Annotated in this window: 22 protein-coding genes; 6 read left to right on the top strand and 16 right to left on the bottom strand. The window is 65.8% G+C overall.

Features of this window, described 5'->3' with window-relative positions; genetic code table 11:
* Positions 1–113: 113 nt before the first annotated feature.
* Both ACTXGA_RS20380 and ACTXGA_RS20375 read right to left on the bottom strand, forming a co-directional pair.
* The gene (locus ACTXGA_RS20380; RefSeq protein WP_443396482.1) at positions 114–1139 is read right to left on the bottom strand and encodes a permease; all 1026 of its coding nucleotides are present in this window, start codon (positions 1137–1139) and stop codon (positions 114–116) included.
* Positions 1132–1476 carry an ArsR/SmtB family transcription factor gene (locus ACTXGA_RS20375; protein ID WP_443396480.1) on the bottom strand — a complete coding sequence of 115 codons (345 nt, stop codon included), beginning with the start codon at positions 1474–1476 and terminating at the stop codon, positions 1132–1134. Before ACTXGA_RS20375 ends, ACTXGA_RS20380 begins: the two co-directional genes overlap by 8 nt.
* Positions 1477–1756: 280 nt before the next feature.
* Between ACTXGA_RS20375 and ACTXGA_RS20370 the strand changes: the two genes are divergently transcribed.
* Positions 1757–2338, top strand: coding sequence for a uracil-DNA glycosylase family protein (locus tag ACTXGA_RS20370; RefSeq protein WP_443396479.1), 582 nt, complete (start codon positions 1757–1759; stop codon positions 2336–2338).
* Positions 2335–3123, top strand: coding sequence for an SseB family protein (locus ACTXGA_RS20365; RefSeq protein ID WP_443396478.1), 789 nt, complete (start codon positions 2335–2337; stop codon positions 3121–3123). The genes ACTXGA_RS20370 and ACTXGA_RS20365 overlap by 4 nt, the downstream gene beginning before the upstream one ends.
* A 36-nt stretch (positions 3124–3159) precedes the next feature.
* Here the strand turns inward: ACTXGA_RS20365 and ACTXGA_RS20360 are convergent, their stop codons facing one another.
* The 11 genes from ACTXGA_RS20360 to ACTXGA_RS20310 all read right to left on the bottom strand — a co-directional run bounded on the left by ACTXGA_RS20360 (position 3160) and on the right by ACTXGA_RS20310 (position 16695).
* On the bottom strand, positions 3160–4176 hold the full coding sequence (locus ACTXGA_RS20360; RefSeq protein ID WP_443396477.1) for a P1 family peptidase: 1017 nt from the start codon (positions 4174–4176) through the stop codon (positions 3160–3162).
* 72 nt (positions 4177–4248) lie between these two features.
* Complete coding sequence (locus tag ACTXGA_RS20355) at positions 4249–5547, bottom strand: caspase family protein (RefSeq protein ID WP_443396476.1); 1299 nt, start codon at positions 5545–5547, stop codon at positions 4249–4251.
* A 3-nt stretch (positions 5548–5550) separates the two neighbouring features.
* Positions 5551–6600 carry an OmpA family protein gene (locus ACTXGA_RS20350; RefSeq protein ID WP_443396475.1) on the bottom strand — a complete coding sequence of 350 codons (1050 nt, stop codon included), beginning with the start codon at positions 6598–6600 and terminating at the stop codon, positions 5551–5553.
* Between the two features lie 228 nt (positions 6601–6828).
* Positions 6829–8745: a hypothetical protein gene (locus ACTXGA_RS20345; RefSeq protein ID WP_443396473.1), complete on the bottom strand. Its 1917-nt coding sequence runs from the start codon at positions 8743–8745 to the stop codon at positions 6829–6831.
* Between the two features lie 175 nt (positions 8746–8920).
* Positions 8921–9661, bottom strand: a complete 741-nt coding sequence (locus tag ACTXGA_RS20340; protein ID WP_443396472.1) for a glucose 1-dehydrogenase — start codon at positions 9659–9661, stop codon at positions 8921–8923.
* Positions 9662–9671: 10 nt separating this feature from the next.
* Entirely contained in the window at positions 9672–10403 is a 732-nt protein-coding gene (locus ACTXGA_RS20335; RefSeq protein WP_443396471.1) for an SDR family NAD(P)-dependent oxidoreductase, read from the bottom strand.
* A gap of 232 nt (positions 10404–10635) precedes the next feature.
* Positions 10636–12294, bottom strand: coding sequence for an ABC transporter ATP-binding protein (locus ACTXGA_RS20330; RefSeq protein WP_443396470.1), 1659 nt, complete (start codon positions 12292–12294; stop codon positions 10636–10638).
* Positions 12291–13106: an ABC transporter permease gene (locus ACTXGA_RS20325; protein WP_443396469.1), complete on the bottom strand. Its 816-nt coding sequence runs from the start codon at positions 13104–13106 to the stop codon at positions 12291–12293. Before ACTXGA_RS20325 ends, ACTXGA_RS20330 begins: the two co-directional genes overlap by 4 nt.
* A complete protein-coding gene (locus tag ACTXGA_RS20320) occupies positions 13103–14044 on the bottom strand; it encodes an ABC transporter permease (RefSeq protein WP_443396468.1) in 942 nt (313 codons plus the stop codon). Before ACTXGA_RS20320 ends, ACTXGA_RS20325 begins: the two co-directional genes overlap by 4 nt.
* 40 nt (positions 14045–14084) lie before the next feature.
* Positions 14085–14975, bottom strand: a complete 891-nt coding sequence (locus tag ACTXGA_RS20315) for an alpha/beta fold hydrolase (RefSeq protein WP_443396467.1) — start codon at positions 14973–14975, stop codon at positions 14085–14087.
* 250 nt (positions 14976–15225) lie between these two features.
* A complete protein-coding gene (locus tag ACTXGA_RS20310; protein WP_443396465.1) occupies positions 15226–16695 on the bottom strand; it encodes an ABC transporter substrate-binding protein in 1470 nt (489 codons plus the stop codon).
* A gap of 337 nt (positions 16696–17032) precedes the next feature.
* On the opposite strand from ACTXGA_RS20310, the gene ACTXGA_RS20305 reads away from it, so the two are divergent.
* From ACTXGA_RS20305 to panC, 3 genes are all read left to right on the top strand, one after another.
* Entirely contained in the window at positions 17033–17671 is a 639-nt protein-coding gene (locus ACTXGA_RS20305) for a hypothetical protein (RefSeq protein WP_443396464.1), read from the top strand.
* A gap of 287 nt (positions 17672–17958) precedes the next feature.
* Entirely contained in the window at positions 17959–18804 is an 846-nt protein-coding gene (gene panB / locus ACTXGA_RS20300) for a 3-methyl-2-oxobutanoate hydroxymethyltransferase (RefSeq protein ID WP_443396463.1), read from the top strand.
* Entirely contained in the window at positions 18801–19643 is an 843-nt protein-coding gene (panC, locus tag ACTXGA_RS20295) for a pantoate--beta-alanine ligase (RefSeq protein WP_443396462.1), read from the top strand. The genes panB and panC overlap by 4 nt, the downstream gene beginning before the upstream one ends.
* Positions 19644–19742: 99 nt before the next feature.
* Here panC and ACTXGA_RS20290 read toward each other — a convergent pair whose 3' ends face one another.
* A complete protein-coding gene (locus tag ACTXGA_RS20290; RefSeq protein WP_443396461.1) occupies positions 19743–20702 on the bottom strand; it encodes a DUF2125 domain-containing protein in 960 nt (319 codons plus the stop codon).
* Between the two features lie 65 nt (positions 20703–20767).
* Between ACTXGA_RS20290 and ACTXGA_RS20285 the strand changes: the two genes are divergently transcribed.
* A complete protein-coding gene (locus tag ACTXGA_RS20285; RefSeq protein WP_443396587.1) occupies positions 20768–21301 on the top strand; it encodes a gamma-glutamylcyclotransferase in 534 nt (177 codons plus the stop codon).
* Between the two features lie 69 nt (positions 21302–21370).
* Here ACTXGA_RS20285 and ACTXGA_RS20280 read toward each other — a convergent pair whose 3' ends face one another.
* A complete protein-coding gene (locus tag ACTXGA_RS20280; RefSeq protein WP_443396460.1) occupies positions 21371–22501 on the bottom strand; it encodes an acetate/propionate family kinase in 1131 nt (376 codons plus the stop codon).
* On the bottom strand, positions 22501–23532 hold the full coding sequence (locus tag ACTXGA_RS20275; RefSeq protein WP_443396458.1) for a YeiH family protein: 1032 nt from the start codon (positions 23530–23532) through the stop codon (positions 22501–22503). Before ACTXGA_RS20275 ends, ACTXGA_RS20280 begins: the two co-directional genes overlap by 1 nt.
* Positions 23533–23682: the final 150 nt, after the last annotated feature.

The following is a 23682-nucleotide window of genomic DNA, read 5'->3' as shown; positions in this document are numbered from 1 at the left end:
TTGTGTATGGGACAGTTAGGTAGATATTTTGTTCACATTATGACGCCGCATCGAAACAAAAACAAACCGGACCCTCGGTAAAGGGCCCGGTTTGGCAACAGTGGATGGGGAATTCAGGCAATAAGGCCCCAGATCAGCCCGGCAATCAACGCACCCATCAGGGCAAAGCCAAGATAAGCGGCAAAGACCCGCGGCTTGACCAGCGCCCAGACCGCCACGGCGGCGGGGATGCAGCTGACGCCGCCCGCGATGACAAAGCTCATCGCCGCGCCGGGCGCCATGCCCTGTTGCAGCAACGCGTCGACCAGCGGCACGGCGGCATAGCCGTTGAGGTAGGCCGGCGCGCCCACCAGTGCCCCCATCAGGATCGGCATGACCCCTGTGCCGCCCAGCACAGAGGCGATCGTTTCGGCCGGCACGTAATGGATCATCAGCGCCTCGATGATGTAGGCCAGCGTAAGCCACTTGAGCAGGAACAGCAGGTTGTCCAGCCCGGTGTCGCGAAACGCCTCGATGCGCGCGGGTTCCTGCCAGAAGCGCCAGACCGGCGTGCCGCGAAAGGGTTTCTTGACGCCGCAGCAGCCGCCGACCTGCGGTTTCGCGCGCAAGGGATCGCGAAAGACCCGGGTCTGCGCAAAGACCATGGCGCCAAACCCGCCCAGCAGGCCAAGCCCGACCGCCGCAACCGTCTTGGCGGCGGCAAAACCCCAGCCCAGCGTTCCGGCAGTGATGGCGAACATGGCCGGATCCATCAGCGGCGAGGCCAGCCAGAAGGCCATGACCGCCGACAGCGGCGCACCCACCGCCAGCAGCGCGGCGATAAAGGGGATGACCTCGCAGGAACAGAAGGGCGACAGCCCGCCAAGCGCCGCTGCCAGCACGATCATCCGCGTCTCGCGCCCCTCGAAAGCCTTGGCCAGCAGCGTCTCGGCCCCGGAGGCCTTCAGGTAGGCCACCGCAAATACCGCGAACAGGATGAACGGCGCGGTATGCAACAGCGCGCCCGCGGTAAACCGCACCGTCTCGCCGAATTGCGGCCAGTCCAGAAGCGCCACGAGGATCAGCAGCCCGGCGCTGGCCGCCCAGGCCTTGGAAACCTTCGGCAATCGCCGCGGTGGGGGAGTGGTCGTCTCAGCCATGGTCCATGTCCTTGTGGCAGATGGTGGCATCCGCGCAGCACTGGCGCAGAAGGTACTCGGACAGCGCCTCGACCTCGGAATAATCGGCGGCGGCGCAGATGATGGAACGTCCCTGCCGCGCCTGTGTGACCAGACCCGCGGCAGAGAGGATTTTCAGATGATGGGTGAGGGTCGACCCGGTGATACCGGTGCGCTCACCCAAGGCGCCGATGCTCAGCCCCTCATGGCCTGCGCGCACAAGGGTGTGCAGCACCTGCAGGCGCTGCTCGGACCCAAGCGCGGCAAACTTCGAGGCGGCCGTTTCGACGGTCAAAGAGGGGGAATCGGTCATTTTCATATTTCTAGAATTGTCGAAATGAAGGCGTGAGGCAAGATATATTTCGAACTTTCTCGAAATGACGGGTGTGCGCGCAATCTGGGGGCTCTGCCCACGTCGCTGCGCGACTCCCCCGAGGTATTGGAAAACCCAAAGAAGACCGGGCGCGCCTGCCTGTTTCTTCTCTTTGAAAATACCGCCGGGGGTGAGGCCGCAGGCCGAGGGGGCAGCGCCCCCTTTCCGAGGTTTGAAACCCGGTGCGATCTGTCGTTTCTCGCGCGCAACAGCTAGGTTGCCGCCCATGCAACGCCTGCTCACCGACATTCGCGCCTGCACTCTTTGCGCCGACCGCTTCAAGGCGACAGAGACCGGCCACGCGCCGCGCCCGGTCCTGCGCGCCACGTCCAGCGCGCGCCTCTTGATCGCCGGGCAGGCCCCGGGCCTGAAGGTGCACCAGTCCGGCCTGCCCTTCACCGATCCCTCCGGCGATCGCCTGCGCGACTGGTTGGGGATTGACGCGGACACGTTCTATGACGAAACCCGCATCGCCATCGTCCCAATGGCCTTCTGCTTTCCGGGCTACCGCAAGGGATCGGACCTGCCGCCGCCGCCGATTTGCGCCCGAACATGGCGCGCGCAGGTGATGGAGGCGCTGCCGGAGATCCGTCTGACCGTGCTCGTCGGCGGCTATGCACAGAAATGGCACCTTGGTGTCAGATCCGGCGTGACGGAGACCGTCGCCCGCTGGCGCGACTTTTCGCCCGACCTCCTCCCCTTGCCGCATCCGTCGTGGCGCAATACCGCATGGCTCAAACGCAACCCCTGGTTCGAAGCCGAGCTGCTGCCGGTGCTCCGAACCCGCGTCCAAGAGGTGCTGGCATGACCGATCCGACCCCGCTCGATGTGGCCCACGCCGCGATGGAGGCCGCGCCCGAGGACGACACCGCGCGCCTGCGCTTTTACGACCGGCTCTCCGCGACCGAGCTTTTCCTGATGCTGACCGAAGAGCCGCAGGGCGAGTCCATCTCGCCCGAGCTTTTCGACCTTGGCGATGCGAAATTCGTTCTTGGTTTCGACCGTGAGGATCGCCTCTCCGCTTTCGCCGGGCGCGTTGTCCCCTATGCCGCGCTTTCGGGGCGGGCGCTGGCCACCATGCTGGCAGGGCAGGGCATCGGCCTCGCCCTCAATCTTGAGGTCGCGCCCTCGCAGATCCTGCTCCCGCCGGAGGCGCTGGCCTGGCTGGTCGAAACGCTGGGCACCGGCCCGCAGGAATCAGAGGCGCGGCCCGCCGAATTCCGCAGCCCCCGCGTGCCCGAACAGCTTGTCACCGCACTGGATGCGCGCCTTGCCAGTGCCGCCGGTCTGGCGCGCAAGGCCTATCTGGCGGAGGTGATCTATGACGATGGCACCCGCGGTCACCTGCTGGGCCTGACCGGCACCTCCCCCGGGGCAGAACGCGCCCTGGCCGGTGCGGTGAACGAGGCGTTGGTCTTTTCCGGGCTGGAGGCAGGCGCGCTCGACGTCACCTTTCTGAACGACAGTGATAGCCTGACCGCCGACCTCGCCCGCGTCGCCCTGCGCTTTGACCTGCCCGCGCCGCCGGAACCCGCCAAGTTGGAACAGATCGCGCCCGGCTCAGACCCGGACAAGCCGCCGAAACTCCGCTGAACCGCCGCCGCGTGTCGTAGTGTCGTAGGGCGGGGTTTACCCCGCCGCCGGTACCGAACCACCCAACTCCTCGCGCAGACAGGGCAGCACGTCCCCCGCCGCGGGTGTCGCCTCCCAGACCGCGCGCGCAATGGCGCGGCTCAGGCACAGGCTTGCCGCATGGCCGATCGCGGCCACTTGCAGCCCGTCTGCAGCCGGCCGGTGCCCCGTCGCCGCCGCAAAGACCAAATCGCCATCCATCGGCGTATGCGCAGGCAGAACCGCCCGCGCGATCCCGTCATGCGCTGCCACCGCCACCCGGTGACACTGCGCCTTGTCCAGCGCCGCATCGGTCGCGACCACCGCGATCACCGTGTTGCCCTGTTCCGCCATCGCCGTGGCCTTGCGGCTGGGCGGCAGATCAAATCCCGGCACCGGGTCCACGCCCAGCCCGCCGAATTCCGCCTCCACCTCAAACGGACCTGCCCAGAAATGCCGCCCCGAGGGCGTAAGTACGCTGCCCACCGGGTTCGCCGCCACCAGCACGCCTACCGTGGTCCCGTCCTCCAGCACCAGACTGGCGGAGCCCAGCCCGCCCTTGTGCCGCGCCGTCAGCGCGCCGGTCCCGGCTCCATAGCTGCCCAGCCGGAATTCGGATCGCGCCGAGGCCAGCGCCTGCCGCCCCAACTCAGGATAGGGGTTCTGATCCCAATCCTTGTCTCCGCCGTTCAAGAGATCGAACAGGATGGCAGCAGGCACAATCGGCACACGGGCCGAGAACACAGGGAATCCCACGCCTCTTTCATGCAGGGCATCCATCACCCCCTGCGCCGCCGCCAGGCCAAAGGCGCTGCCGCCCGACAGCACCAGCGCATGCACCGCCTGCACCGATTTGTCGGGGGCCAGCAGGTCGGTCTCGCGTGTGCCGGGCGCGCCGCCCATCACGGCGACAGAGGCGGTCAGCGGCGCCCCTGATGTCACCACCGTGCAGCCGCTCTTGATCCGCGCATCCTGCGCATTGCCCACCAGCAGGCCGGGCACATCGGTGATCAGGTTCTTGGGTCCGGGACGCATGGGGGCCTCATTCGCAGCACATCCCGCACCTTCCCCGTGGGCCGGTGCCGGCGCAACCCCTGCACCCGATCCTTAGTCGCAGCCAGCGGATGCAAGCTCTTTCAACTTGCTGCGGAATGCGCCGCCAAGGGGGTGAAACGGGCCTGACACAATTTCCACCGCCTGATACCGCAGGCCCTGCTCGCACAGGTCCTTGGTCGTCCATGTGTGGCATGTGCTGCATTGCTCATTTTGCCACAATTCTTGGGGCAGGCCCTCAAAGGGGGCGTGGACCGGGGACTGCAGCAGCAACTCCTCAAGGCTCATGCCAAAGAAGACCGACTCCCCCTGCGCGGCGGGCCCGACGCTGGCCGATTTGTTGCTGCCCGCTGTCACCGCGTCTGTCGGTTGCGCAACCGGGGCCGCCGCCGGTTCGACCGTCGACAGCGCCGTGAGGCCCGTTCCGGGCGTCGCGTCATCCTGCGACAGCAATTCGGACAACAACACCCCCGCCGCCGGAACATGCGGGCTGGTCGGGTTCTTGCGGATAAAGGCCACAACCTGCTGCGGGTCTCTGGATTCCTGAACCTTGGCCCATAGCTCATCGTCGGTCAGAGCCTTGGCCGCCGGTGCATCGAACCGGAACGCGGTACTCAGACCGTTGGCAAACCACGGGATTTGCTGCCCTTCTGACAGGGTCTCGACCTCTTGCCGGACCGCCTCGAACAGCTGGTCAATCGGCAGGGCCGGTGCCGCAAGGGCCTTGTTCAGGCCCGCGGAAAAGAGGCTGTCGCCACGGCCACCCCTGAACGCCAAGGTGCCGGGGGCGGCCGCAGAGGACAGGAAAACCTCCGCAGGGGCCTGCATCTCGGCAAGGCCGCTCTCCGCCCCGGGCAGGAAAGCGTAAGGATGCGCGCGGCTGGCATCCAGAATGACGATGTTGGTTGGGTTCCCGGCCGCCGTCATCCGCTGCAGCACCGTTTCGACGGGCAGGGCAAGCGGGCCGATCTCGGCCAGATCGTTCAGGTCGATATCCGAGGGCAGCAGGTAATTCGCCCCGTCCTGCTGCACGCCGTAGCCGGAATAGTTGAACAGCCCCGTCGCGTTGGGTGCCGCCTGATCCAGCCTCTGCCCGAACCCCTCAATGGCGCGGGTCACGGCGCCCTGATCGGCGTCACTCAGCACCTCGACGTCGAACCCGACGCCGCGCAGGCTCTCTGCCAGGGCCTCCGCATCGCGCGCGGCGCTGGGCAGCGTCAGCAGATTGGCATAGCGGCTGTTGCCGATCACAAGCGCGATGCGCTCTTCGGCGTAGAGCGGTGCGGACAACAGGGCCGAGGTCACAAAAGCGAGGATGGCCCGGGTCCACCATGCCGGTCGGTCAAAGCGCATGCCCTACCTTTCGACCACGGCAAATTCGATCCGCCGGTTCTTGGCCTTGTTGCGCAGCGTATCGTTCGGCGCGACGGGCGAGGCTTCTCCATATCCGACACTCAGGATGCGCCGGGCGTCGATGCCCGCCGATGTCAGATGCTCTGTCACCGACCGGGCGCGCGCCTGCGACAGCGTCAGATTGGCCGCCGCGCCGCCGTCCGCATCCGTGTGGCCGCCGACCTCGATCACCATGCCGGGGCAGCGCGACACGATATCGACCACTTGTTTCAACAGCGGCAGGCTGTCGGGCTGCAGGCTGGCGCTGCCTGCGCCGAAATAGATGTTCCCGGTGCGCGACAGGATCTCGAACCGGCCTTTGCAGGCCTCGTAATCCAGATTGCCCTCCAGTTCGACCGCGCTGTTGCGCAGGGTCACTTCCTTGCGGATGACGGCCACATCCGGCAGGCCCGCCGTCCCGTCGCGCGAAAACATGAAGTCAAAAGAGACAAAGGCCGAGGGCAGGATGTCAAACCCCGACGCCTCCATCAGCTTTTCCAGCCCGTCGCTCAGGCCAAACTCCTCGACCGATACGGAAATCGGCTCACTGGTCGAAATGGCCACCGAATCCTCGCTCAACAGCGTCACGATGGCCTGCGTTTCCAGCTGTCGGCGCACCCCGTGCAGGTCCAGCACAAAGGGAATGTCGATCAGCTTGCGGCGCACCTTCGGCAGATCCTCCAGCACCGCCGGGTCCAGCGTGGCGGTCACGGTCGCCGTCGGAAACTTGAAGCTTTCGAAGAACATGAACCGCATCCGCACGTTGCGCAGGTCGACCTTGGTGTCGACGGATTCCAGCGGGATTTCGATGCTCACCTCGCCCGCAGGGGTGATCCTGCCCCGCAAAGAGGCAAAGCTGCCGGTCTCGACGATCACGCTGTTCTTGACGGATTGGAAGTTCAGCACCGACTGGCCGGGCTGCATGGTCCATCCCGGATCGAACACGTTGCCCTGCGCTTTGGCCGGGCCTGACAGCATCAGGGCACCAATGAGGGCCGAGAGGAAAAGTGACATCAACTTGGGACGCCAAAGCTTGCCGGTTCTCTGCATTCTGGTCCCAACCCGTTTTCCGATGACGACACCGCCTGCCGCAGGCAGCGGCAAGCACGGGTGGTTAAGGCCGGTGTGTAAACATCATTCGCGCGCCCGCGAGGTCGGGTTTTCCGGTATCAGCCTTTTCGGATATCGCTGGATTTCGCCCGCATCCGGGGCGTGTCATCGCCCCTGAAACGCGCCACCCCCTCAGTCTTTGCGCCCCACCAGCCCGGTCAGCGCCGCGGCTCCCACGGCGGTGATCAGCCAACCGGCAATCTGCAATGCGGGTTTGGCGACAAATCCGATCGTGCCCCAACCGCCCCGGACGGGGGACGGGGCCCATGCGGACTCCTGCCCCAAGGCATCCAGCGGGATAAACACATCCAGCGCATACAGCGCGGCGTTGAAGGTCTCATAGTCCTGCGCCGTGGCGCTGTCTCGCCACGCGGCAAGGGGCAGGGGGCCGGTGGGGTCATCCTCATAGGCCTGCACCGCATGGATCCAGTCATCCGAGGTCAGGACAATCGCGGACTCCGGTGCCATCTGGTCCGCCGCCCAGACCTGCGCATACAAAACCGTGGTCAGCAGCCATAGCCCCGCGACCCAGTACAGCGCCCGACCGGGTTTGTGACCATAGCCAAAAACATATTCGAACAGCCAGTAAACCGGGCGCATCAACGCGGCCATCTGCGCCGCCCAGCCCGCGCGCCAGGTGCCGTCCTGCTGCGCCATCGCCCGGTGATAGCTGGCGCGCCGCACCCGCTTGTCCCGCTCCTCCAGAACCCGCGCCGCCCCCTGCGTGACCCCCTGTGCGCGCAACACCTTGGCAAGCTGGGTATAGGGCTGCGGGTCGCATTGTTTGCGGTAAGCTCCCCGGATGAAGGGCGGCGGAACGCGCAATTTGTGCCCCTTGACGTCGATCAAATCGCCAAACGCCGGTTCAATCCGTCGCTCCGCCTTCCGGCTCAGCCATCTCAGCCGCTCGCAAATACTCATCCCGCTGTCCAGCCGCTCATAGCGCAAACCGGACAGGTACAGCGGCTTGGCCCCCCGCCAACTTGCCGCATCATCGCACAGCCGCCCCAGATGCGCATCGACTAGGTCAAGCGGCCCGGAAAACCCTTTTACCCTGCGCCAGTACAGCGCCGCGCCCACATGCAGCCCCTCTGCCGACAGCCCGTTGTCGAACTGCCCCGCCTGTGCATTCAGGTTGCCGGTGATCGTAGCGCGCGTCAGGATCACCCTCCCCGTGGCGTGAAACCCGTCCCGTAGAAAAACACTTGCGCCAACCTGCATAGCATTGCCATCCAGCGCGATGCCGTCCGGTGTCTCAAACCGCCCGCCGACGCAGGTCAACTGCCCGGTGATTGTGGCACGCCCCAAGACCACCGTTCCAGTGGCGTGAAATCCGTCCCGCAGAAAGACATCTGCGCCCACTTGCAAGGCATCGCCATTCAGCGCGATGCCGTCCGGTGTCTCAAACCGCCCGCCGTCGCAGTCCAACTGTCCGGTGATTGTGGCACGCCGCAGGTCCACGGTCCCCGTGGCGTGAAACCAGTCCCGCAGAAAGACACTGTTCCCCACCTGCAAGCCATCGCCATTCAGCGCCATGCCGTCCGGTGTCTCAAACCGCCCGCCGGTGCAGGCCAACTGTCCGAAGATTTGCGCCCCGGCTAGATCAACCGTGCCCTTGCTGTCAAAACCTGCGTCAAGGAAAAGGTTTTGGTCACAGCGCAACCGCTGCGCATTTAATCCCGGAACGGCGCAGCCGGACAGGTAAACCCCACCCAGCTTGGCATCCATCAGGTTGGGCCTCCGTTCAAAACGACATTTCACAAGGAACAGGTCGCGCGGCGTCTCGATCCCTTCAAGGTCCAGCAGGCCGGTGATCCGCGCGCCTCTCACACCGATGGACCGCTCCGGCAAGCGCAGCTTTTTGCAGCCGCCCAGCACGATATGGCGGATCAACGCGGCGCGCACCTCCGGGGCCGCGCCCTCTTCCTCCGGGCGGTCCGCGCCCAGAATGACGTCACCTTCCGGGGCCTCGGCGATCACCCGTTTCTCGGCTTCCGTCCAGGGCGTGTCGCCCTTGATGTCCTTCAGCGTCTTGCGTTTGGTGGCCATCCTGCCCTCCACCCCTCAAAACTGGGGGAAAGCGCGTCTGATGCCAAGGGGCGTCAGGCGGATTTTGCCGTTTCCCGAACGGTGGAAAAAAAATGGAAAGTATGAAGAGTCCGTAAATTCGTCTCTGTAACCCCTTGATTCTACATTCCCCCTAAGCTGTCCACGCGTGGACACCTCAGATGCACCGCCCCCCGTCCACCTCCAGACAGGCCCCTGTGATCATCGCCGCCTCGTCCGAGCACAGGAACAGCGCCGCATTGGCCAGATCCCGCGGGGTCGAGAACCTCCCAAGCGGGATGGTCGCCAGAAATTTTGCCCGCATCTCCGGCGTGTCCTCGCCCATGAAGCTGGCCAGCAGCGGCGTCTCTCCGGCCACCGGATTGAGCGCGTTGACCCGCACCCCGAAAGGCGCCAGTTCCACCGCCATCGCCTTGGTCGCCGTGTTCATCCACCCCTTCGAGGCATTGTACCAGTTCAGCTTCGGCCGGGGCGAGACTCCCGCCGTGGAGGCCACGTTGAGGATCGCCCCGGACCCCTGCTGTTTGAAAATCGGCACGAGGCTGCGGGCGGTCAGGTAGACCGATTTGCAATTGACCGCAAAGACCCGGTCGAAATCCTCTTCGCTCACCTCCTCCATGAAGGCGGGCAGATGGGTGATGCCCGCGTTGTTCACAAGGATGTCGATGCCGCCCATATGCTCGGCCGCCAGCGCGATCAGGGCGCGGGTGCTGCCCTCGTCCGAGACATCCGTATGCAACGGATGGCCGCCGATCTGTTTCGCCACCCGGCGGGCGTTTTCCATGTTGATGTCGGCAATGACCACCTGCGCGCCCTCGGCGGCAAAGCGGGTGGCGATCCCTTCGCCAAAGCCGGAGCCGCCACCGGTGACAATGGCGCGTTTTCCCTGCAGTCTCATGTGTCTCTCCTCAATACACCGCCCGGCCGCCGGACTGGTCGAAAACCGCGCCGGTGGCAAAGCTCGCCTCGTCTGAGGCCAGCCAGCAGGCCATGGCGGCGATTTCGTCCACGGTGCCGAACCGGCCCATGGGGATCTTGGATTTCATGTAGACGATGAACTCTTCGCTCATCTGGTCGAAGATGGCGGTGTGGACGGCGGCCGGGGCGATGGCGTTCACGGTGACCCGGGTGTCGGCCAGCTCCTTGCCCAGCGATTTGGTCAGGCCGATGACGGCGGCCTTGGAGGCGGAATAGGCCGAGGCGTTGGGGTTGCCCTCCTTGCCGGCGATGGAGGCCATGTTGACGATCCGGCCAAAGCCGGCGGGCCGCATCAGGGCGGCGGCGGCACGGTTGCAATAGAACAGGCCGTGGACGTTGAGATCGAAGACCTGTTTCCAGGCCTCTGTCGGGTATTCGATGACGGTGGTGTTGGGGCCGGTGATGCCGGCGGAGCAGACCAGCGTATCGAGGCCGCCCATGGCGGTTTGATCCTGCCCCATCGCGGCGTTGACGGCCTCTGGATCGGTCACGTCGATCTGCCGCGTGCGGATGTTTTCGGCGCCGTCGAGGGCGTCAAGACTGGCTTGGGAAATGTCCCAGACGGTGACAAGGGCGCCCTCCTTGGCGAGGCGGTGGGCGATGGCCGCGCCGATGCCCGAGGCGCCGCCGGTGACGACCGCCTTGCGGTTTGAAAATCTCATTTTTGTCCTCCCGATATGGTCGCCATGTTGAGCGGATCGGGGGCGGAGGTCCAGAGGGTTGCGGGGCGTCCGGAAATTGGGGTGTCCACGCGTGGACAGCTTAGGGGGAATGCAGGATCAAGGGGTTACAGGCGCGGTTTTACCGATGGTTAACCTTTGGCGGGAGGGCGGGGCGCCGCTCCTCGGGGCCTGCGGCCCCGATATCGCCCCGCCCGCCATCCCACCTGATGCGTCAGGAGGTAAGGTCGGGCAGGCGCGGGGCGGCGGCCAGAAGGCTGCGGGTGTAGGGATCGCGCGGGTTGGCGAACAACTCTTCTGTCGGGCCTTGTTCGACGATCCGCCCGGCGCGCATGACCATGACCCGGTCGGTGATGCCGCGCACGACGGAAAGGTCATGGCTGATGAAGAGATAGGCCAGTCCGTATTGCGCGCTGAGGTCGGCCATCAGGTCGAGGATGCGGGCGCGCACCCGAACGTCGAGGGCGGAGACCGCTTCGTCGAAGACGATCAGTTCGGGGCGGATGATCAGCGCGCGGGCGATGGCGAGGCGCTGGCGCTGGCCGCCGGAAAAGGCGTGGATGTGCCGGTGCGCGTCGTCGGGGGACAGGCCGACGGCGGTCAGGGCCTGTGCGATGGCCTCTTGCAGGGCGGCACCGCGCGGGGCGTCGGGCAGCAGATGCAGCGGTTCGGTGATCAGGCGCGCGACGCGGTGGCGGGGGTTGAAGCTGCCGTAAGGGTCCTGAAAGACCACCTGAATGCGGCGGCGGACGCCATGCCCCGGCTGACTGCGGGCCATGACGGGGTGGCCGTCGAGCGTGATGGTGCCCCCCTCCAGCGGCGACAGGCCCAGCAGCGCGCGGCTGAGCGTGGATTTGCCACAGCCGGATTCCCCCACGAGGCCCATCCGTTCGCCCCTTTCGATCTGAAAGCTGACATCGCGGACGGCGGTGAAGGCGGGGCGTTTGGCAAAGGGATGCGGGCGCGGCAGCGGGTAGGTGCAGGTGACGTTCTGTGCGATCAACAGCGGTGCGCTGTCGCTACGTGGCGGCAGGTGCGGCTGATGTTTCGAGGCGTCGAAGAGCGCGCGGGTATAGGGGTGCCGACGGTCGCGCAGCAATTGCGCCGTGGGCGCGGTTTCGACGATGCGGCCCGCCTGCATGACGGCGATGCGGTCCGCCATGCCCGCCACCACGGCAAGGTCATGGGTGATCATCATCAGCGCCATGCCCTCTGTCCGGGTGAGGTCTCTCAAAAGGTCGAGGATCTGCGCCTGTGTCGTCACGTCCAGCGCGGTGGTCGGCTCATCCGCGATCAGCAGGCGCGGGCGCAGGGCGATAGCCATGGCGATGACCACGCGCTGACGCTGCCCGCCCGACAGTTCATGCGGATAGCGCGACAGCGGCAGATCGAGGCCACAGCGGAGGAGGGTGTCACGGGCGATCTGCTGCGCCTCTGCCCGGGGCAGGGCGCGGTGCTGGCGCAGGGTTTCGGTGACCTGCTGGCCGATGGTTTGCACCGGGTTGAGCGCGGTCATCGGTTCCTGAAACACCATGCCGATGTCATCGCCCCGGATGTCACAGAGCCGCCGTTCGGAGAGCGAGAGCAGATCGGTGCCGTCCAGCGTGATGCGCCCGTTGGCGCGCGCGCCCTGCGGCAGCAGGCCCATGACGGCCAGCGCGGTCATGGATTTGCCCGAGCCGGATTCACCCGTCAGCGCGAGGATCTCTCCCGGGGCCAGATGCAGGTCGATGGCGTCGAGGATGCGCTTGCCGTGGATGTCGACGGTGAGGGCGTCGAGGGTGAGCAGGGGGGGCTCTGCCCCCGGCCTGCGGCCTCCGCCGCGGTATTTTTCGCCCAAAGAAACCGGGGGCGCGCTGTGCGGCAGGGTCATGCGCGCAGGACCTTGAGCCGGGGATCGAAATGGTCGCGCAGCCCGTCGCCCAGCAGGTTGAGCCCCAGCACCATCAGCACGATGGTCAGGCCGGGGATCAGCGCCACATGGGGGGCGATGGACACCAGCGTCTGGGCATCGGCCAGCATGCGGCCCCAGGACGGGGTGGGCGGCTGTGCGCCAAGGCCGACGTAACTGAGCCCGGCCTCCGCAAGGATGCCGAGCGAGAACTGGATGGTGCCCTGCACGATCAGCAGGTTGGCGATATTGGGCAGGATGTGTTCCAGGCTGATGCGGGCGCGGCCCTTGCCCGCGACGCGGGCGGCGAGGATGAAGTCGCGCGTCCAGAGAGACAGCGCCGCGCCGCGCGCGAGGCGGGCGAAGACGGGGATGTTGAAGATGCCGATGGCGATGATCGCGTTCAGTGCGCCGGGGCCGAAGACGGCGGTGATCAGGATGGCGATGACGAGGCTGGGAAAGGCAAAGATCAGGTCGGCGCTGCGCGAGAGGACCTCATCCAGCAGGCTGCCGCGTGCGGCGGCGGCGGCAAGGCCCAACGGCACGCCAAGGGTGACGCCGATGCCGACGGCCACCAGCGCCACCGCGATGGAGGTGCGCGCGCCGACCATGAGCATCGACAGAATGTCCCGGCCAAGGTGATCGGAGCCGAGCAGGAAATCGCCCCCCGGCGGGCGCAGCTTGGAGGGGATGTTGAGGGTGGTGACCTCTGCCGGGGTCCAGACAAAGGAAAGCGCGGCGGCGGCGAGGAACAGTGCCGTCAGAGCGCCGCCGAGGATCAGTGAGCGGTTCATCTGTGGCGCAGCCTTGGGTCGGCCAGCGCATAGGCGAGGTCGGTCAGGAAGTTCACGACGATGACGGCGAAGACCAGCAGCATGACGGTGGATTCCACCACGATCAGGTCGCGCTGGCTGATCGCCTGAAAGATCAGTCGCCCGAGGCCGGGCAGGTAGAAGACCTGTTCGATGATGATGCCGCCTGCGATGAGGAACGAGAACTGCAGCCCGATGATGGTCAGCACCGGGATCAGCGCGTTGCGCACCCCGTGCCGCCAGAGGGTCTGCGCGCGGGTCAACCCCTTGGCGCGGGCGGTGCGGATGTAATCCTCTCCCAGCGCGTCGGTGAGAGAGGAGCGCAGCACGCGGGTCAGGATGGCGGCCTGCGGCAGGGCGAGGGCCACGGCGGGCAGGGTGAGCGCGCGCAGCGCCTTGAGCGGGTCGTCCCAGCCGGGAAAACCGCCCGAGGGGAAGATGCGCCACGTGATGGCGAAGAGCAGCACCAGCAGCATGGCGAACCAGAAGTTCGGAACCGCGACGCCCAGCTGGCTGAAGGACATGACGGCGAAATCGGGGAGGCGGCCGCGGTGGCTGGCCGCGATCAGGCCCATGGGAAAGGCGATCAGAACGGCGAGGGTCAGCGCGTAGAGGGCAAGCGGGAGCGAGATCCAGAGCCGTTCGGCCACCATGTCCGAGACCGGGGAGCGGTAGGTGTAGGAGGTGCCGAAATCGCCGGTCAGCATGCCGGAGGTCCAGCTGAGGTAGCGCTGCAGTTTCGGCTGATCGAGGTTCAGTTCGGCGCGCAGGGCGGCAAGGGTTTCGGGCTGGGCGTTGATGCCCAGCATGTAGCTGGCCGGGTCGCCGGGGGCGACCTCGACAACCGCGAAGATCACCGCCGAGGCGACGGCGAGGCTGAGGATGAGCGAGATCAGGCGTCGGGTCAGGTAGGCCAGCATGTCGGGCACCGTATGGGGGCGGCTGTGCGCCGTCCAGAGGTCAGGGTGCGCCGGTCAGAAAGCCGTGCAGGGCCTTGGCGGTTTGTGTCGGTGACTGGTCGATGAAGAAGTGGCCGCCGGGGATGGCGGTGGCCTGTATCCGGGACAGGCGGTCGGCCCATGTGGCGGGCACATCATAGGCGCGGGCCATGGCGCCGTCGGCCCCGTAAAGGACGAGGGCGGGGCAGGTGACGCGGCGAGGCAGGTCCTGCGCGTCGTGGTGAATGTCGATCTCGATGGCGGCGCGGTAGTCGTCACACATGGCGCGGCGGCAGTCGGGATCGGCCCATGCGGCGCGGTAGGCGGCCAGTTGGTCCGGTTTGAAATCCGACAGCTGCGCCGCGCCAAAGCCCAGGAGGCAGCTTTCGTAATAGGCGTCCGGATCGGCGGCGATCATGGATTCCGGAAAGGGTTCGGGCTGGGCCAGAAAGAACCAGTGGTAATAGGCGCGTGCGACCTTGTAGGTCAGATCGCTGAGGAGGAGGTGGGTGGGGATAATGTCCATGACCGTCAGGGTCTGGATGGCCTCTGGCGTGTCGAGGGCAAGGCGGTGCGCGGTGCGCCCGCCGCGGTCATGGCCGGCAAGGTGAAAGCGCTCAAATCCAAGGCTGCGCATCAGGGCGAGTTGGTCACGGGCCATCTCGCGGAAGGCGTAGCTGGCCAGCCCCTTGGGTTTGCCGCTTTCGCCATAGCCGCGCAGATCGGGGCAGATGACGGTGAAGTCCCGTGCGAGGATCGGCGCGACCTCGGCCCACATGGCGCGGGTCTGCGGGAAGCCGTGCAGCAGCAGGAGCGGCGGGCCGGAGCCTCCGCGCTCATAAGCGATTTCGACGCCGTCCAGCGTGGCGCGGGTGGGGGTGAAGCCGGGGATGTCGTTGCGGGGGAGGGTCATGGGGCGGTCACGCAGATGGCAGCCTGTGTTTGGGGCGGCAGGGTCCGTGCGGCGATGATCCTGAGCGGCCCAAGGTGCAAACCGGCGGAATGGGGAGGGGAATGGCGGGGCGACACGGGCACAGGATCCTTGCGAATACGGGATTGCCCGACCGTAACACGGGTCTTTCCCAGCTGAGAAGCTCCGGTTGCCGACAGAAAAAGCCCCCCTTCGCGCCGGAAAGGGGGCTTTGGTCGATTCTGGCTGGGGCTTATTCCGTCCAGCGCACCTGCGTCAGCGGGTTGGCCTGTGTCGGCTGGTTTTCCCACAGGCCGGTGATGCGGGCGTCGGCCACGGTGGGGAAGGCCAGTTGGAAGAGGAAGCCGTTGACGTAATCCTTTGCGATCATGGTCTGTGCCTGCGCCAGCAGGTCGGACCGGGTGGCCGGGTCCGCCGTTGTGCCCAGCGTTTTCATCAGGTCCTGAAAGGCGGGGTTGTCATACTGAAAGTAATAATCGGGCCGGGCGTAGATGCCGATGTCCATCGGTTCGGTGTGGCTGACGATGGTCAGGCCGTAATCCTTGCCCTTGAACACCTCCTCCAGCCATTGCGCCCATTCCAGATTGACTATCTCTGCCTCGATGCCGACCTGCAGCAGTTGGGCGGCGATGATCTCTCCGCCCCGGCGCGCATAGGAGGGCGGCGGCAGTTTCAGCGTCGTCTTGAAGCCCGCCGCATGGCCCGCATCGGTCAGCAGAAGGCGCGCGTGATCCGGCGCATAGGGCGAAAGGTCGGTGAGGTCGACGTAATCGGGGTTGTGCGGCGCGAAATGGGTGCCGATGGGCGTGCCAACGCCGTACATCGCGCCGTCGATGATGGCCTGACGGTCGATGGCATGGGCCACGGCCTCGCGCACGCGCGGATCATCGAAGGGGGGCATCTTGTTGTTCATCGCAAGGATGGTTTCGCCCTCGGATGAGCCGTTGATGACCTGAAAGCGCGGATCGGCCTCGAAAAGCGGCAGGTTTTCCGGCGCCGGGAAGCCCGCGTAGACGTCGATGTCCTGCGCCATCATGGCGGCGAAGGCGGCGGTGGGGTCTGAGATGAACTTGAACGTCGCCTCTGTCAGGTAGGGCTTTTCGCCCCAGTAATCCGGGTTCTGCACAAGGTGGATGCTGTCGCCCTGCGTCCAGCTGTCAAAGCGGAAGGGGCCTGTGCCGATCGGAGTCTGTTTGATGCCGTCGATGCTTTCAGGCGCGACAATCACCGCGTCGCCCCATGCAAGGTTGAACATGAGGTTGCCGTTGGGCTCGCTCAGCGTCAGTTCGACGGTCTGCGGGTCGATCACCGTGACCTCGGAAATGCCGGTATAGAGGGCCTTTTGCGCGTTTGTGCTGTCCTCGGCGCGGGCGCGGTCGAGACTGAATTTCACATCCTCGGCGTCAAAGGTGGTGCCGTCGTGAAAGGTCACGCCCTCGGCCAGTGTGAAGGTATAGGTCAGCCCGTCCGCGCTGATTTCCCAGCTGGTGGCGAGGCCGGGCACGATGGCACCGCTGCTGTCGAAGCGGGTCAGCCCCTCAAACACGTTGGTGTAGAGCACGCTGTCGATGGCCCCTGCGGCGGCAGAGGTCGGATCGAGATGCGGCGGCTCCAGCTGGATCGCGATGGTCAGATCGGTCTGCTGGGCCAGCGCCGCGCTGCCAGTGAGCAGCAGGGCGGCGACGGATAGGCGAAGGGGCATGAGGCGTCTCCCGGTGGTGGTTGCGGCGATGTTGCGACGTATGAAGGGGCCGTTCAAGGGAGGTTGTGGGGCCGGGCGGGGCGCGCGGTGGGGAAAGATATCGGGATTTAGGGCGAGTCGTGGTATATTTGTGCACGCTATAAGGTCTTGCCATTTCAATTTCAGGAAAGGTTTTTGTCATGAAACATTGGACAATTTTTGCGTCTGCCGGTGTGCTGCTTTTCGCGGGGGCCGGGGGGGTAGAGGCGGGAAACTGCGACTGCAAAAGCGAAATCAACAACGCCAAGGCGGTTGTTCCGAGCGACGGCCCGGACGTGTTGTGGTGGGGGAACGCGACATGACCGAGGAGAGATACAAACTGCTGAACCTGAACGTCCCGAAGGACGGGATGCCGCGCGGGGTCGTCCACGGAATGATCGTGACCGCTATCCTGCTGGCTGTGCTGTTCGTGGTGCTGTTTGTCATGGACGCCGCTCCGGGGACGACGCAGGCCATATACGCCGATCTGATCATGGCCCTGACCTTGGCGGTTGCCGGGGTCTGGGTGGTTGGCGGGCTGGTCGAGATTTCCAGCACGATCTGGGACGTGACGCTGAAGGCCACCGGCGGCGTCGCGATCATCCTGTTCGTCGCGATCTACGTCAGGCCGATCTACCATGCCAACGGGGCCGCCCGGCACGCGGAATCCGCGACGCTGCCGGCCTGGGGCACGATGGAGCAGATCCTGAGCGGGTACGAGGCGGATTTTCACGCTGGTAAGCCCGGAGCCATCCGGATTTCGCTGCCCGAAGCACAAAGGGAAAAGATCCTCAACTTTCACCCCGCGCCGCCGGACGTGCCGGTCATCCTGACCGGGGACTGGAATTTGTTGCGGACGGTTTCGCCGAAGGCTGACCTGCTGAACAAGGTCGGACAGCGTCAGTCCTGCCTGTCTTTTGAAGAGCGGGATGGTGTCTATGTGGCTATTTTAAAATAAGAAAATCTGACATCCCGGGAGGGGCCGGAGAAATCGACCGTCTGGTATTGCAAGGATTGAGCACGCGCGCTCCCTGAGAGGGGCGAGCGGGCGGCCAGAACGACGTGGCGTTTTGTTGTTTCGCGGCGGCGAGGCGTGCTGCGGCGCAGCGTCCGCTGGACGGAAGGTTAAAGAAATATTATTTCGCTTGTCGAACGCGCGGAATCGCAGGGTGAATGCCTGATTGGCGGGCATCTTGCGAAGTGTTTCGGGCGTTTCCGGATAAACCGGACACCAAGGAGGCCCGCATGAGTGCCCAGGACAGGATCGTGACCAAGGTCAGCCCCCGACCCTTTACCGCCGAAGATATCCGCGCGCGCAAAGGCGTGACGCCTATCGTCAGCCTGACGGCCTATACGACGCCGATGGCGCAGATGATGGACGGACAGTGCGATTTCGTCCTTGTGGGCGACTCTGTCGGCATGGTGCTGCACGGGTTGCCCTCGACCGTCGGTGTGACGATGGAGATGATGATCCTGCACGGGCAGGCGGTGAAACGCGGGTTGTCGCGGGCGCTGATGGTCATCGACATGCCCTTTGGCAGCTATGAGGAAAGCCCGGCGCAGGCCTTTCGAAATGCCTCGCGGCTGATGGCGGAAACCGATGCCGGGGCGGTCAAGCTGGAAGGTGGCGTCGAGATGGCCGAGACCATCCGCTTTCTGACCAAGCGCGGGATCCCGGTGATGGCGCATGTGGGTCTGACGCCGCAGGCGATCAACACCTTTGGCGGCTACAAGGTGCAGGGCCGGGGCGCGGCGGCGGAGGCGGTGCTTGCAGACGCCCGCGCGGTGGCCGAGGCAGGTGCCTTTGCCGTGGTGCTGGAAAAGATCCCGGCGGTGCTGGCGGATGAGATCACGGCGGAGGTGGCGGTGCCGACCATCGGCATCGGAGCCTCTGCGGGCTGCGACGGGCAAATTTTGGTGGTCGATGACATGCTGGGACTATTCACCGCCTTCAAGCCGAAGTTCGTCAAGCGCTTTGCCAATCTGGGCGAGCAGGGCACGGCGGCGATTGCCGAATACGCCGAGGCCGTGCGCAACCGGGACTTTCCGGCCACCGAGCATGTCTTTTCCGACAAAGAGCCCGGCAAGTGACAATCACGGTCTTGCGCGACAAGCGCAGCCTGCGCGCCGAGGTCGCCCGCTGGAAGGCGGCGGGCGCGCGGGTGGGCGTGGTGCCGACCATGGGGGCGCTGCACGACGGGCATCTGAGCCTTGTGGAGGCCGCCAAGCGTGAAAGCGACCGGGTGATCGTGACGCTGTTCGTGAACCCGTCGCAGTTCAACAACCCCGAGGATCTGGAGAAATACCCCCGTACCGAGGAGTCGGACCTGAAGAAGCTGGCGCCTTACGGGGTGGATGTGCTCTGGGCGCCGGATGTGGGGGAGATGTATCCCGACGGGTTTGCCACCAAGGTGTCCGTCACGGGGTTGCCGGAGGTGCTGTGCGGGGCGCATCGGCCCGGGCATTTCGACGGTGTGGCGACGGTGGTGAGCAAGCTTTTGACCCAGACCGGGGCGGATCTGGCCTATTTCGGCGAGAAGGATTTCCAGCAGTTGCAGATCGTGCGGCGCATGGCGGCCGATCTGGACCTGCCGGTGGAAATCCGCGGTTGTCCGACGCTGCGCGAGGCGGATGGTCTGGCCATGTCGTCGCGCAACCTGCGTTTGTCGCCGGAGGCGCGGGCGGTGGCGCCGGGGCTGAACCGCGCGCTGCGAGGACTGGCGGAGGGGCTGAAGGCGGGCGGCGAGATGTCGGATCTTGGCCCGGCGGCGGTGGCCGCGCTGTTGGCGGAGGGGTTCGAGAAGGTCGATTACCTTGATTTGCGGGCGGAGGCGGATCTGGCGCTGCTGGAGCGCCCGGACCAACCCGCGCGGCTGTTCGGGGCGGCCGAGATCGGCGGTATTCGCCTGATCGACAATATCCCTGCGTGATCTTGGGCGGCGGGCGGTCTTGCCTGCGGCAAGACGCTGTTCCGGCCCCTGAACGGGGCCGAAAGGCGCCCCGCCCACCGTCCCTTTGGGTGCCGCACCTCAGGGCAGGGACAGTTTGGGAGCCTTGCCCAGCGGGATGATGCCCAGCGAAACTTTCCCGCGCTCAAACCGCAGAGGCAGGTCGAGCCGGGTTGCATTGCCTTGCAGGCCGGTGACCAGCGTCAGCCCGTTTTCGAGGGGTTTCGCGATGTCGGCAGGCAGTTGCCCGGAGTCCTGTGCCTGTTTCAGCAGTTCGCGCCAGTTCTCTGCCCGCAGGGTCAGCGTGCCATCGCCACGCCCCCGCTTGTCCACCGAGAGTTGCCCCGTCAGGTCCAGTTGCAGCTTGTCGGCCTGATAGGCCGCCTTCTGCAGATCAATAAGGCGCGGTTGCGGGCGCTGTTCCGAGGGGGCGTTTATGGTCCAGGGCTGATCGAACCGGATTTCAGCCTGAAGCTGAATGGCCGGGTCTTGGGCCGGGGCGGGCGCGGTGCCGGGGTTGGCCTGAAAGCCGAGGCGATAGTTGTCGGGCAGGCCGGGCACCTGCTGCAATCCGATGGACAGGTCCGACAGGGCGCGCGGTTTGCCGGTGCCTTCGATCCGCAGGGTTTGTGCCTCCAGATTGGCGCGCAGGACGGTGCCGTCGGCGGTGTGAATGACAGAGGCGCGCAGGCCGGTGCTGTCGATCTGCAGCGGCCCCTGCGGCAGGGTCACCTGCTGTGTTTCCGGCCAGACAAGGATGCGGTGGCCCGGTTTGTAGGTCAGCCCGAGCACCTGAAAGAAGGGGGCCTGCCATCCGGTGTCCTGTTCCGGGTCGTGCAGGCGGATCCCGGTCAGGGTCACGTCGAGGCGGTTGGGAAAGCCGCGCACCGTCAGGTCATCATATTCGGCCTGCCAACCGTCGGCGCGGCGGTCTTCGAACCAGCCGGCGACTTCGGCCTTCAGACTGTAGGCGGACCACGCCCAGAACAGCCCCCAGCCGAGCGCGAGCCCGAGTGTCACGAACAGTATCCAGCGTTTCACGCGCGCCCCCTTTTATTGCTGCCGCGCTTGGTGTTTACAGGCCGCCAGCAGGAAGGACCAGAATGATGACGCTTTGGGTGTTCGGATATGCCTCGCTCTTGTGGAACCCGGGTTTTCCGGTGGCTGAAAAGGTGCAGGCGCGGCTGCATGGCTATGCGCGGTCCTTCTGCATGTATTCGATCCATCATCGCGGGACAGAGGCGGAACCCGGCCTTGTGCTGGCGCTGGATGAGCAGGAGGGCGCGTGTTGTGACGGGCTGGCCCTGCGCGCCGCGCCGGGAAGTGAGGCGGAGACGCTGGCCTATCTGCGCGAACGGGAGCTGATTTCCTCGGCTTATCTGGAAAAGATGGTGCCGCTGGGCCTGAAAGACGGGCGGCGGGTGGAGGCGGTGGCCTATGTGATCGACCCGCATCATGTGCAGTATTGCCATCTGGCGCTGGAAGAGCAGGCGCGGATCATCGCGCGGGCGCAGGGCGGGCGGGGGCCGAACACCGAGTACCTGTACAACACTGCGAGCCATCTGGACGAGATCGGCGTGCCGGACGCGGATCTGCAATGGCTGGTGCGCGAGGTGAAGGCGCTGTCGCGGGACGGATGAGGGGCGGGGACGCCTGCGGAAAGACGCGGGGCACGGTCCGGTTGCGCCAATGGCAGGCGGGTGACCGGGTCAGCCTGCCACGGCGGGCAGGAACCGGCGCGCCGCGATGGCCAGTTCTCGTTCCTCGTCGGTCGCCACGACGCGGAAATCCATCGGCGCGCCGCCCGGGGTCCTGAGGATGGACAGCCCGTCGATGATGCGCTGGCGCACACCGGTGGCGTTTTCCCCGATGCCGCCGCAAAAGATCACCGCCTCGGCCCCGCCAAGCACCGTCGCCGCGCGGGCGATTTCCTGTTGGCAGGCTGCGACGAAGTAATCAACCGCCGCCGCTGCGCGCGGATTGTCGGACGCCAGCAGATCGCGCAGGTCGTTCGACACACCCGACAGGCCCAACAGACCGGATTCGCGGTACAGGAGCTGTTCCAGTTCATCCGCCGACAGGCCCTGTCGCAGCAGGTACAGCATGGCCCCCGGATCAAGCCGCCCGCAGCGTGTGCCCATGGGCAGGCCATCCAGCGTGGAGAACGCCATGCTGTTGCTGACAGATTTTCCGTCGCGCACCGCGGTCACGGAACAGCCGTTGCCCAGATGGGAGATCAGGAAGGTGGTCGGAACGGCCGTGTCTCCGGTTTCGGACAGGTGGCGCAGGATGGACTGACAGGACAGACCGTGAAAGCCGTAGCGCCTGAGCCCGTCGTCGTAGAACCGCAGGGGCAGGGCAAAGGCGTCGTTGAGCAGGGGCTTGCCCGCGTGGAACCCGGTGTCAAAACAGCCGACCTGAACCGCGTCCGGAAACAGCGCGCGGGCGGCCTCGATCCCGGACAGGCAGGCCGGAAGATGCAGCGGCGCAAGCGGGGTCAGCGCTTCCAGCGCCTGCAGCGTTTCGGGGGAGATTGTGACCGGCTCGGCAAAGACCGCGCCACCGTGAACGACGCGGTGCGATACGGCGACCACATTCAGGCCGGTCATCATCTCATCCAGCGCCCCGGCGCAGGCGCGCAGGGCGGTGGCATGGTCCGGCAGCGGCAGGTCGCGGGCAATCCGTCGGCCATCGTCGGTGCGGCAGGACAGATGCGCCTGCCCGCTGCCGATCCGGTCCGCCAGACCGGAGAGCATCGGGGCGGTGTCCGCCTCTGCGTCCAGCACCTGGAACTTCACCGACGAACTGCCAGAGTTCAAAGCCACGATCACGGGTTTCATCAGATCACTCCGATCATCATCATGGCCACCAGCACGAAGAGCGCCAGAAAGACGGTTTCGGCCACGATCAGGACGATGGCCCCGCGCCCGACCTGCAGGACGTTGCGCAGGTCCGTCTTCATGCCCACCGCCGCAATGGCCGCTAGCAGGCACCAGGACGATACCTTGGCCAAGAGGGCGGCCAGCGCCTCGGGGATCAGGCCGACGGAATTGATCGCTGCCAGCGCCAGAAAGCCCAGAACAAAGACCGGCACGATCGGCGGGCGCTTGCCGTCTGTCTCGGCCTCGCTGCCGCGCCACCACAGGGTGATCATCACCACCACCGGGGCCAGCAGCGAGACGCGGATCAGCTTGACCAGCGCGGAGGTTTCACCGGCCTCGTCCGAGATCGAAAAGCCCGCACCGACCACCTGCGCTACGTCGTGCACCGTCGCCCCGATGAAGATGCCCGCCGTGCGGTCATCAAAGCCCATGGCGTTGGTGAAGATCGGGTAGAGGATCATCGCCACCGTGGACAGCAGGGTGACGCCCAGCACGGTGAACAACAGGTTGCGCTCCGATTTTTCATCCTTGGGCAGGATTGCGGCGATGGCCATGGCGGCAGAGGCGCCGCAGATCGCCACGGAGCCGGCGGTCAGGATGGCAAAGCGCGGGCCCTGGCCGATCAGCTTGCCCAGCACGACGCCGAAAAGGATCGTCACACCAACCCCGGCGATCAGCACGCCGATCATGCCCCAGCCCAGCGAGAGGAACAGCTCGACGCTGATCCGCGCGCCCAGAACCGCCACCCCAAAGCGCAGCACGCTGCGCGCGGTAAAGCCGATCCCGGCGGCAGTCGGACCCGGTTCGCTGAGAAAGTTCAGCGCGATGCCGAACAGGAGCGCCATCAGCATGGCCGGGGCGGCATAATGTTCGGCCACGAATTGCGCGGCGAGGGCGACGAGGACAGAAACCGCGACGCCGGGAAAGTAGAGCCTGGCGCGTTCGGCAAACTGGTTGCCGAACGCATTGGCGAATTTCGCCTTTTCCATGAGGGTCAGACCTTTTGCAGGACCATATCGGCCTTGTCGATGCCTGCGACGGCGACGGGTTTTTTCATGGCGTCGCGGCGGAAGGGTTCGCCGAGTTCCTGGTTGATCATGGCCTCGATCAGGGTGGTCTTGCCGGCCATCTGGTCCTTG

Origin of the sequence: Antarctobacter jejuensis, from assembly GCF_052266595.1 — a bacterium.
In the GTDB taxonomy this organism is placed as follows: Bacteria; Pseudomonadota; Alphaproteobacteria; order Rhodobacterales; family Rhodobacteraceae; genus Antarctobacter; species Antarctobacter jejuensis.
The sequence above is the reverse complement of the archived record's forward strand: the minus strand, read 5'-3'. Positions and strand labels throughout refer to the sequence as shown.

What these genes read in the sequence shown, in the direction of transcription:
- ACTXGA_RS20280 (WP_443396460.1), bottom strand. Translation starts at nt 22,501, where the DNA reads ATGAAACCCGTGATCGTGGCTTTGAACTCTGGCAGTTCGTCGGTGAAG.
- ACTXGA_RS20375 (WP_443396480.1), bottom strand. Translation starts at nt 1,476, where the DNA reads ATGAAAATGACCGATTCCCCCTCTTTGACCGTCGAAACGGCCGCCTCG.
- ACTXGA_RS20330 (WP_443396470.1), bottom strand. Translation starts at nt 12,294, where the DNA reads ATGACCCTGCCGCACAGCGCGCCCCCGGTTTCTTTGGGCGAAAAATAC.
- ACTXGA_RS20335 (WP_443396471.1), bottom strand. Translation starts at nt 10,403, where the DNA reads ATGAGATTTTCAAACCGCAAGGCGGTCGTCACCGGCGGCGCCTCGGGC.
- ACTXGA_RS20345 (WP_443396473.1), bottom strand. Translation starts at nt 8,745, where the DNA reads ATGGCCACCAAACGCAAGACGCTGAAGGACATCAAGGGCGACACGCCC.
- ACTXGA_RS20315 (WP_443396467.1), bottom strand. Translation starts at nt 14,975, where the DNA reads ATGACCCTCCCCCGCAACGACATCCCCGGCTTCACCCCCACCCGCGCC.
- ACTXGA_RS20285 (WP_443396587.1), top strand. Translation starts at nt 20,768, where the DNA reads ATGACGCTTTGGGTGTTCGGATATGCCTCGCTCTTGTGGAACCCGGGT.
- ACTXGA_RS20370 (WP_443396479.1), top strand. Translation starts at nt 1,757, where the DNA reads ATGCAACGCCTGCTCACCGACATTCGCGCCTGCACTCTTTGCGCCGAC.
- ACTXGA_RS20360 (WP_443396477.1), bottom strand. Translation starts at nt 4,176, where the DNA reads ATGCGTCCCGGACCCAAGAACCTGATCACCGATGTGCCCGGCCTGCTG.
- ACTXGA_RS20380 (WP_443396482.1), bottom strand. Translation starts at nt 1,139, where the DNA reads ATGGCTGAGACGACCACTCCCCCACCGCGGCGATTGCCGAAGGTTTCC.
- panB (WP_443396463.1), top strand. Translation starts at nt 17,959, where the DNA reads ATGAGTGCCCAGGACAGGATCGTGACCAAGGTCAGCCCCCGACCCTTT.
- ACTXGA_RS20305 (WP_443396464.1), top strand. Translation starts at nt 17,033, where the DNA reads ATGACCGAGGAGAGATACAAACTGCTGAACCTGAACGTCCCGAAGGAC.
- ACTXGA_RS20320 (WP_443396468.1), bottom strand. Translation starts at nt 14,044, where the DNA reads ATGCTGGCCTACCTGACCCGACGCCTGATCTCGCTCATCCTCAGCCTC.
- ACTXGA_RS20310 (WP_443396465.1), bottom strand. Translation starts at nt 16,695, where the DNA reads ATGCCCCTTCGCCTATCCGTCGCCGCCCTGCTGCTCACTGGCAGCGCG.
- ACTXGA_RS20355 (WP_443396476.1), bottom strand. Translation starts at nt 5,547, where the DNA reads ATGCGCTTTGACCGACCGGCATGGTGGACCCGGGCCATCCTCGCTTTT.
- ACTXGA_RS20325 (WP_443396469.1), bottom strand. Translation starts at nt 13,106, where the DNA reads ATGAACCGCTCACTGATCCTCGGCGGCGCTCTGACGGCACTGTTCCTC.
- ACTXGA_RS20365 (WP_443396478.1), top strand. Translation starts at nt 2,335, where the DNA reads ATGACCGATCCGACCCCGCTCGATGTGGCCCACGCCGCGATGGAGGCC.
- ACTXGA_RS20275 (WP_443396458.1), bottom strand. Translation starts at nt 23,532, where the DNA reads ATGGAAAAGGCGAAATTCGCCAATGCGTTCGGCAACCAGTTTGCCGAA.
- ACTXGA_RS20350 (WP_443396475.1), bottom strand. Translation starts at nt 6,600, where the DNA reads ATGTCACTTTTCCTCTCGGCCCTCATTGGTGCCCTGATGCTGTCAGGC.
- ACTXGA_RS20340 (WP_443396472.1), bottom strand. Translation starts at nt 9,661, where the DNA reads ATGAGACTGCAGGGAAAACGCGCCATTGTCACCGGTGGCGGCTCCGGC.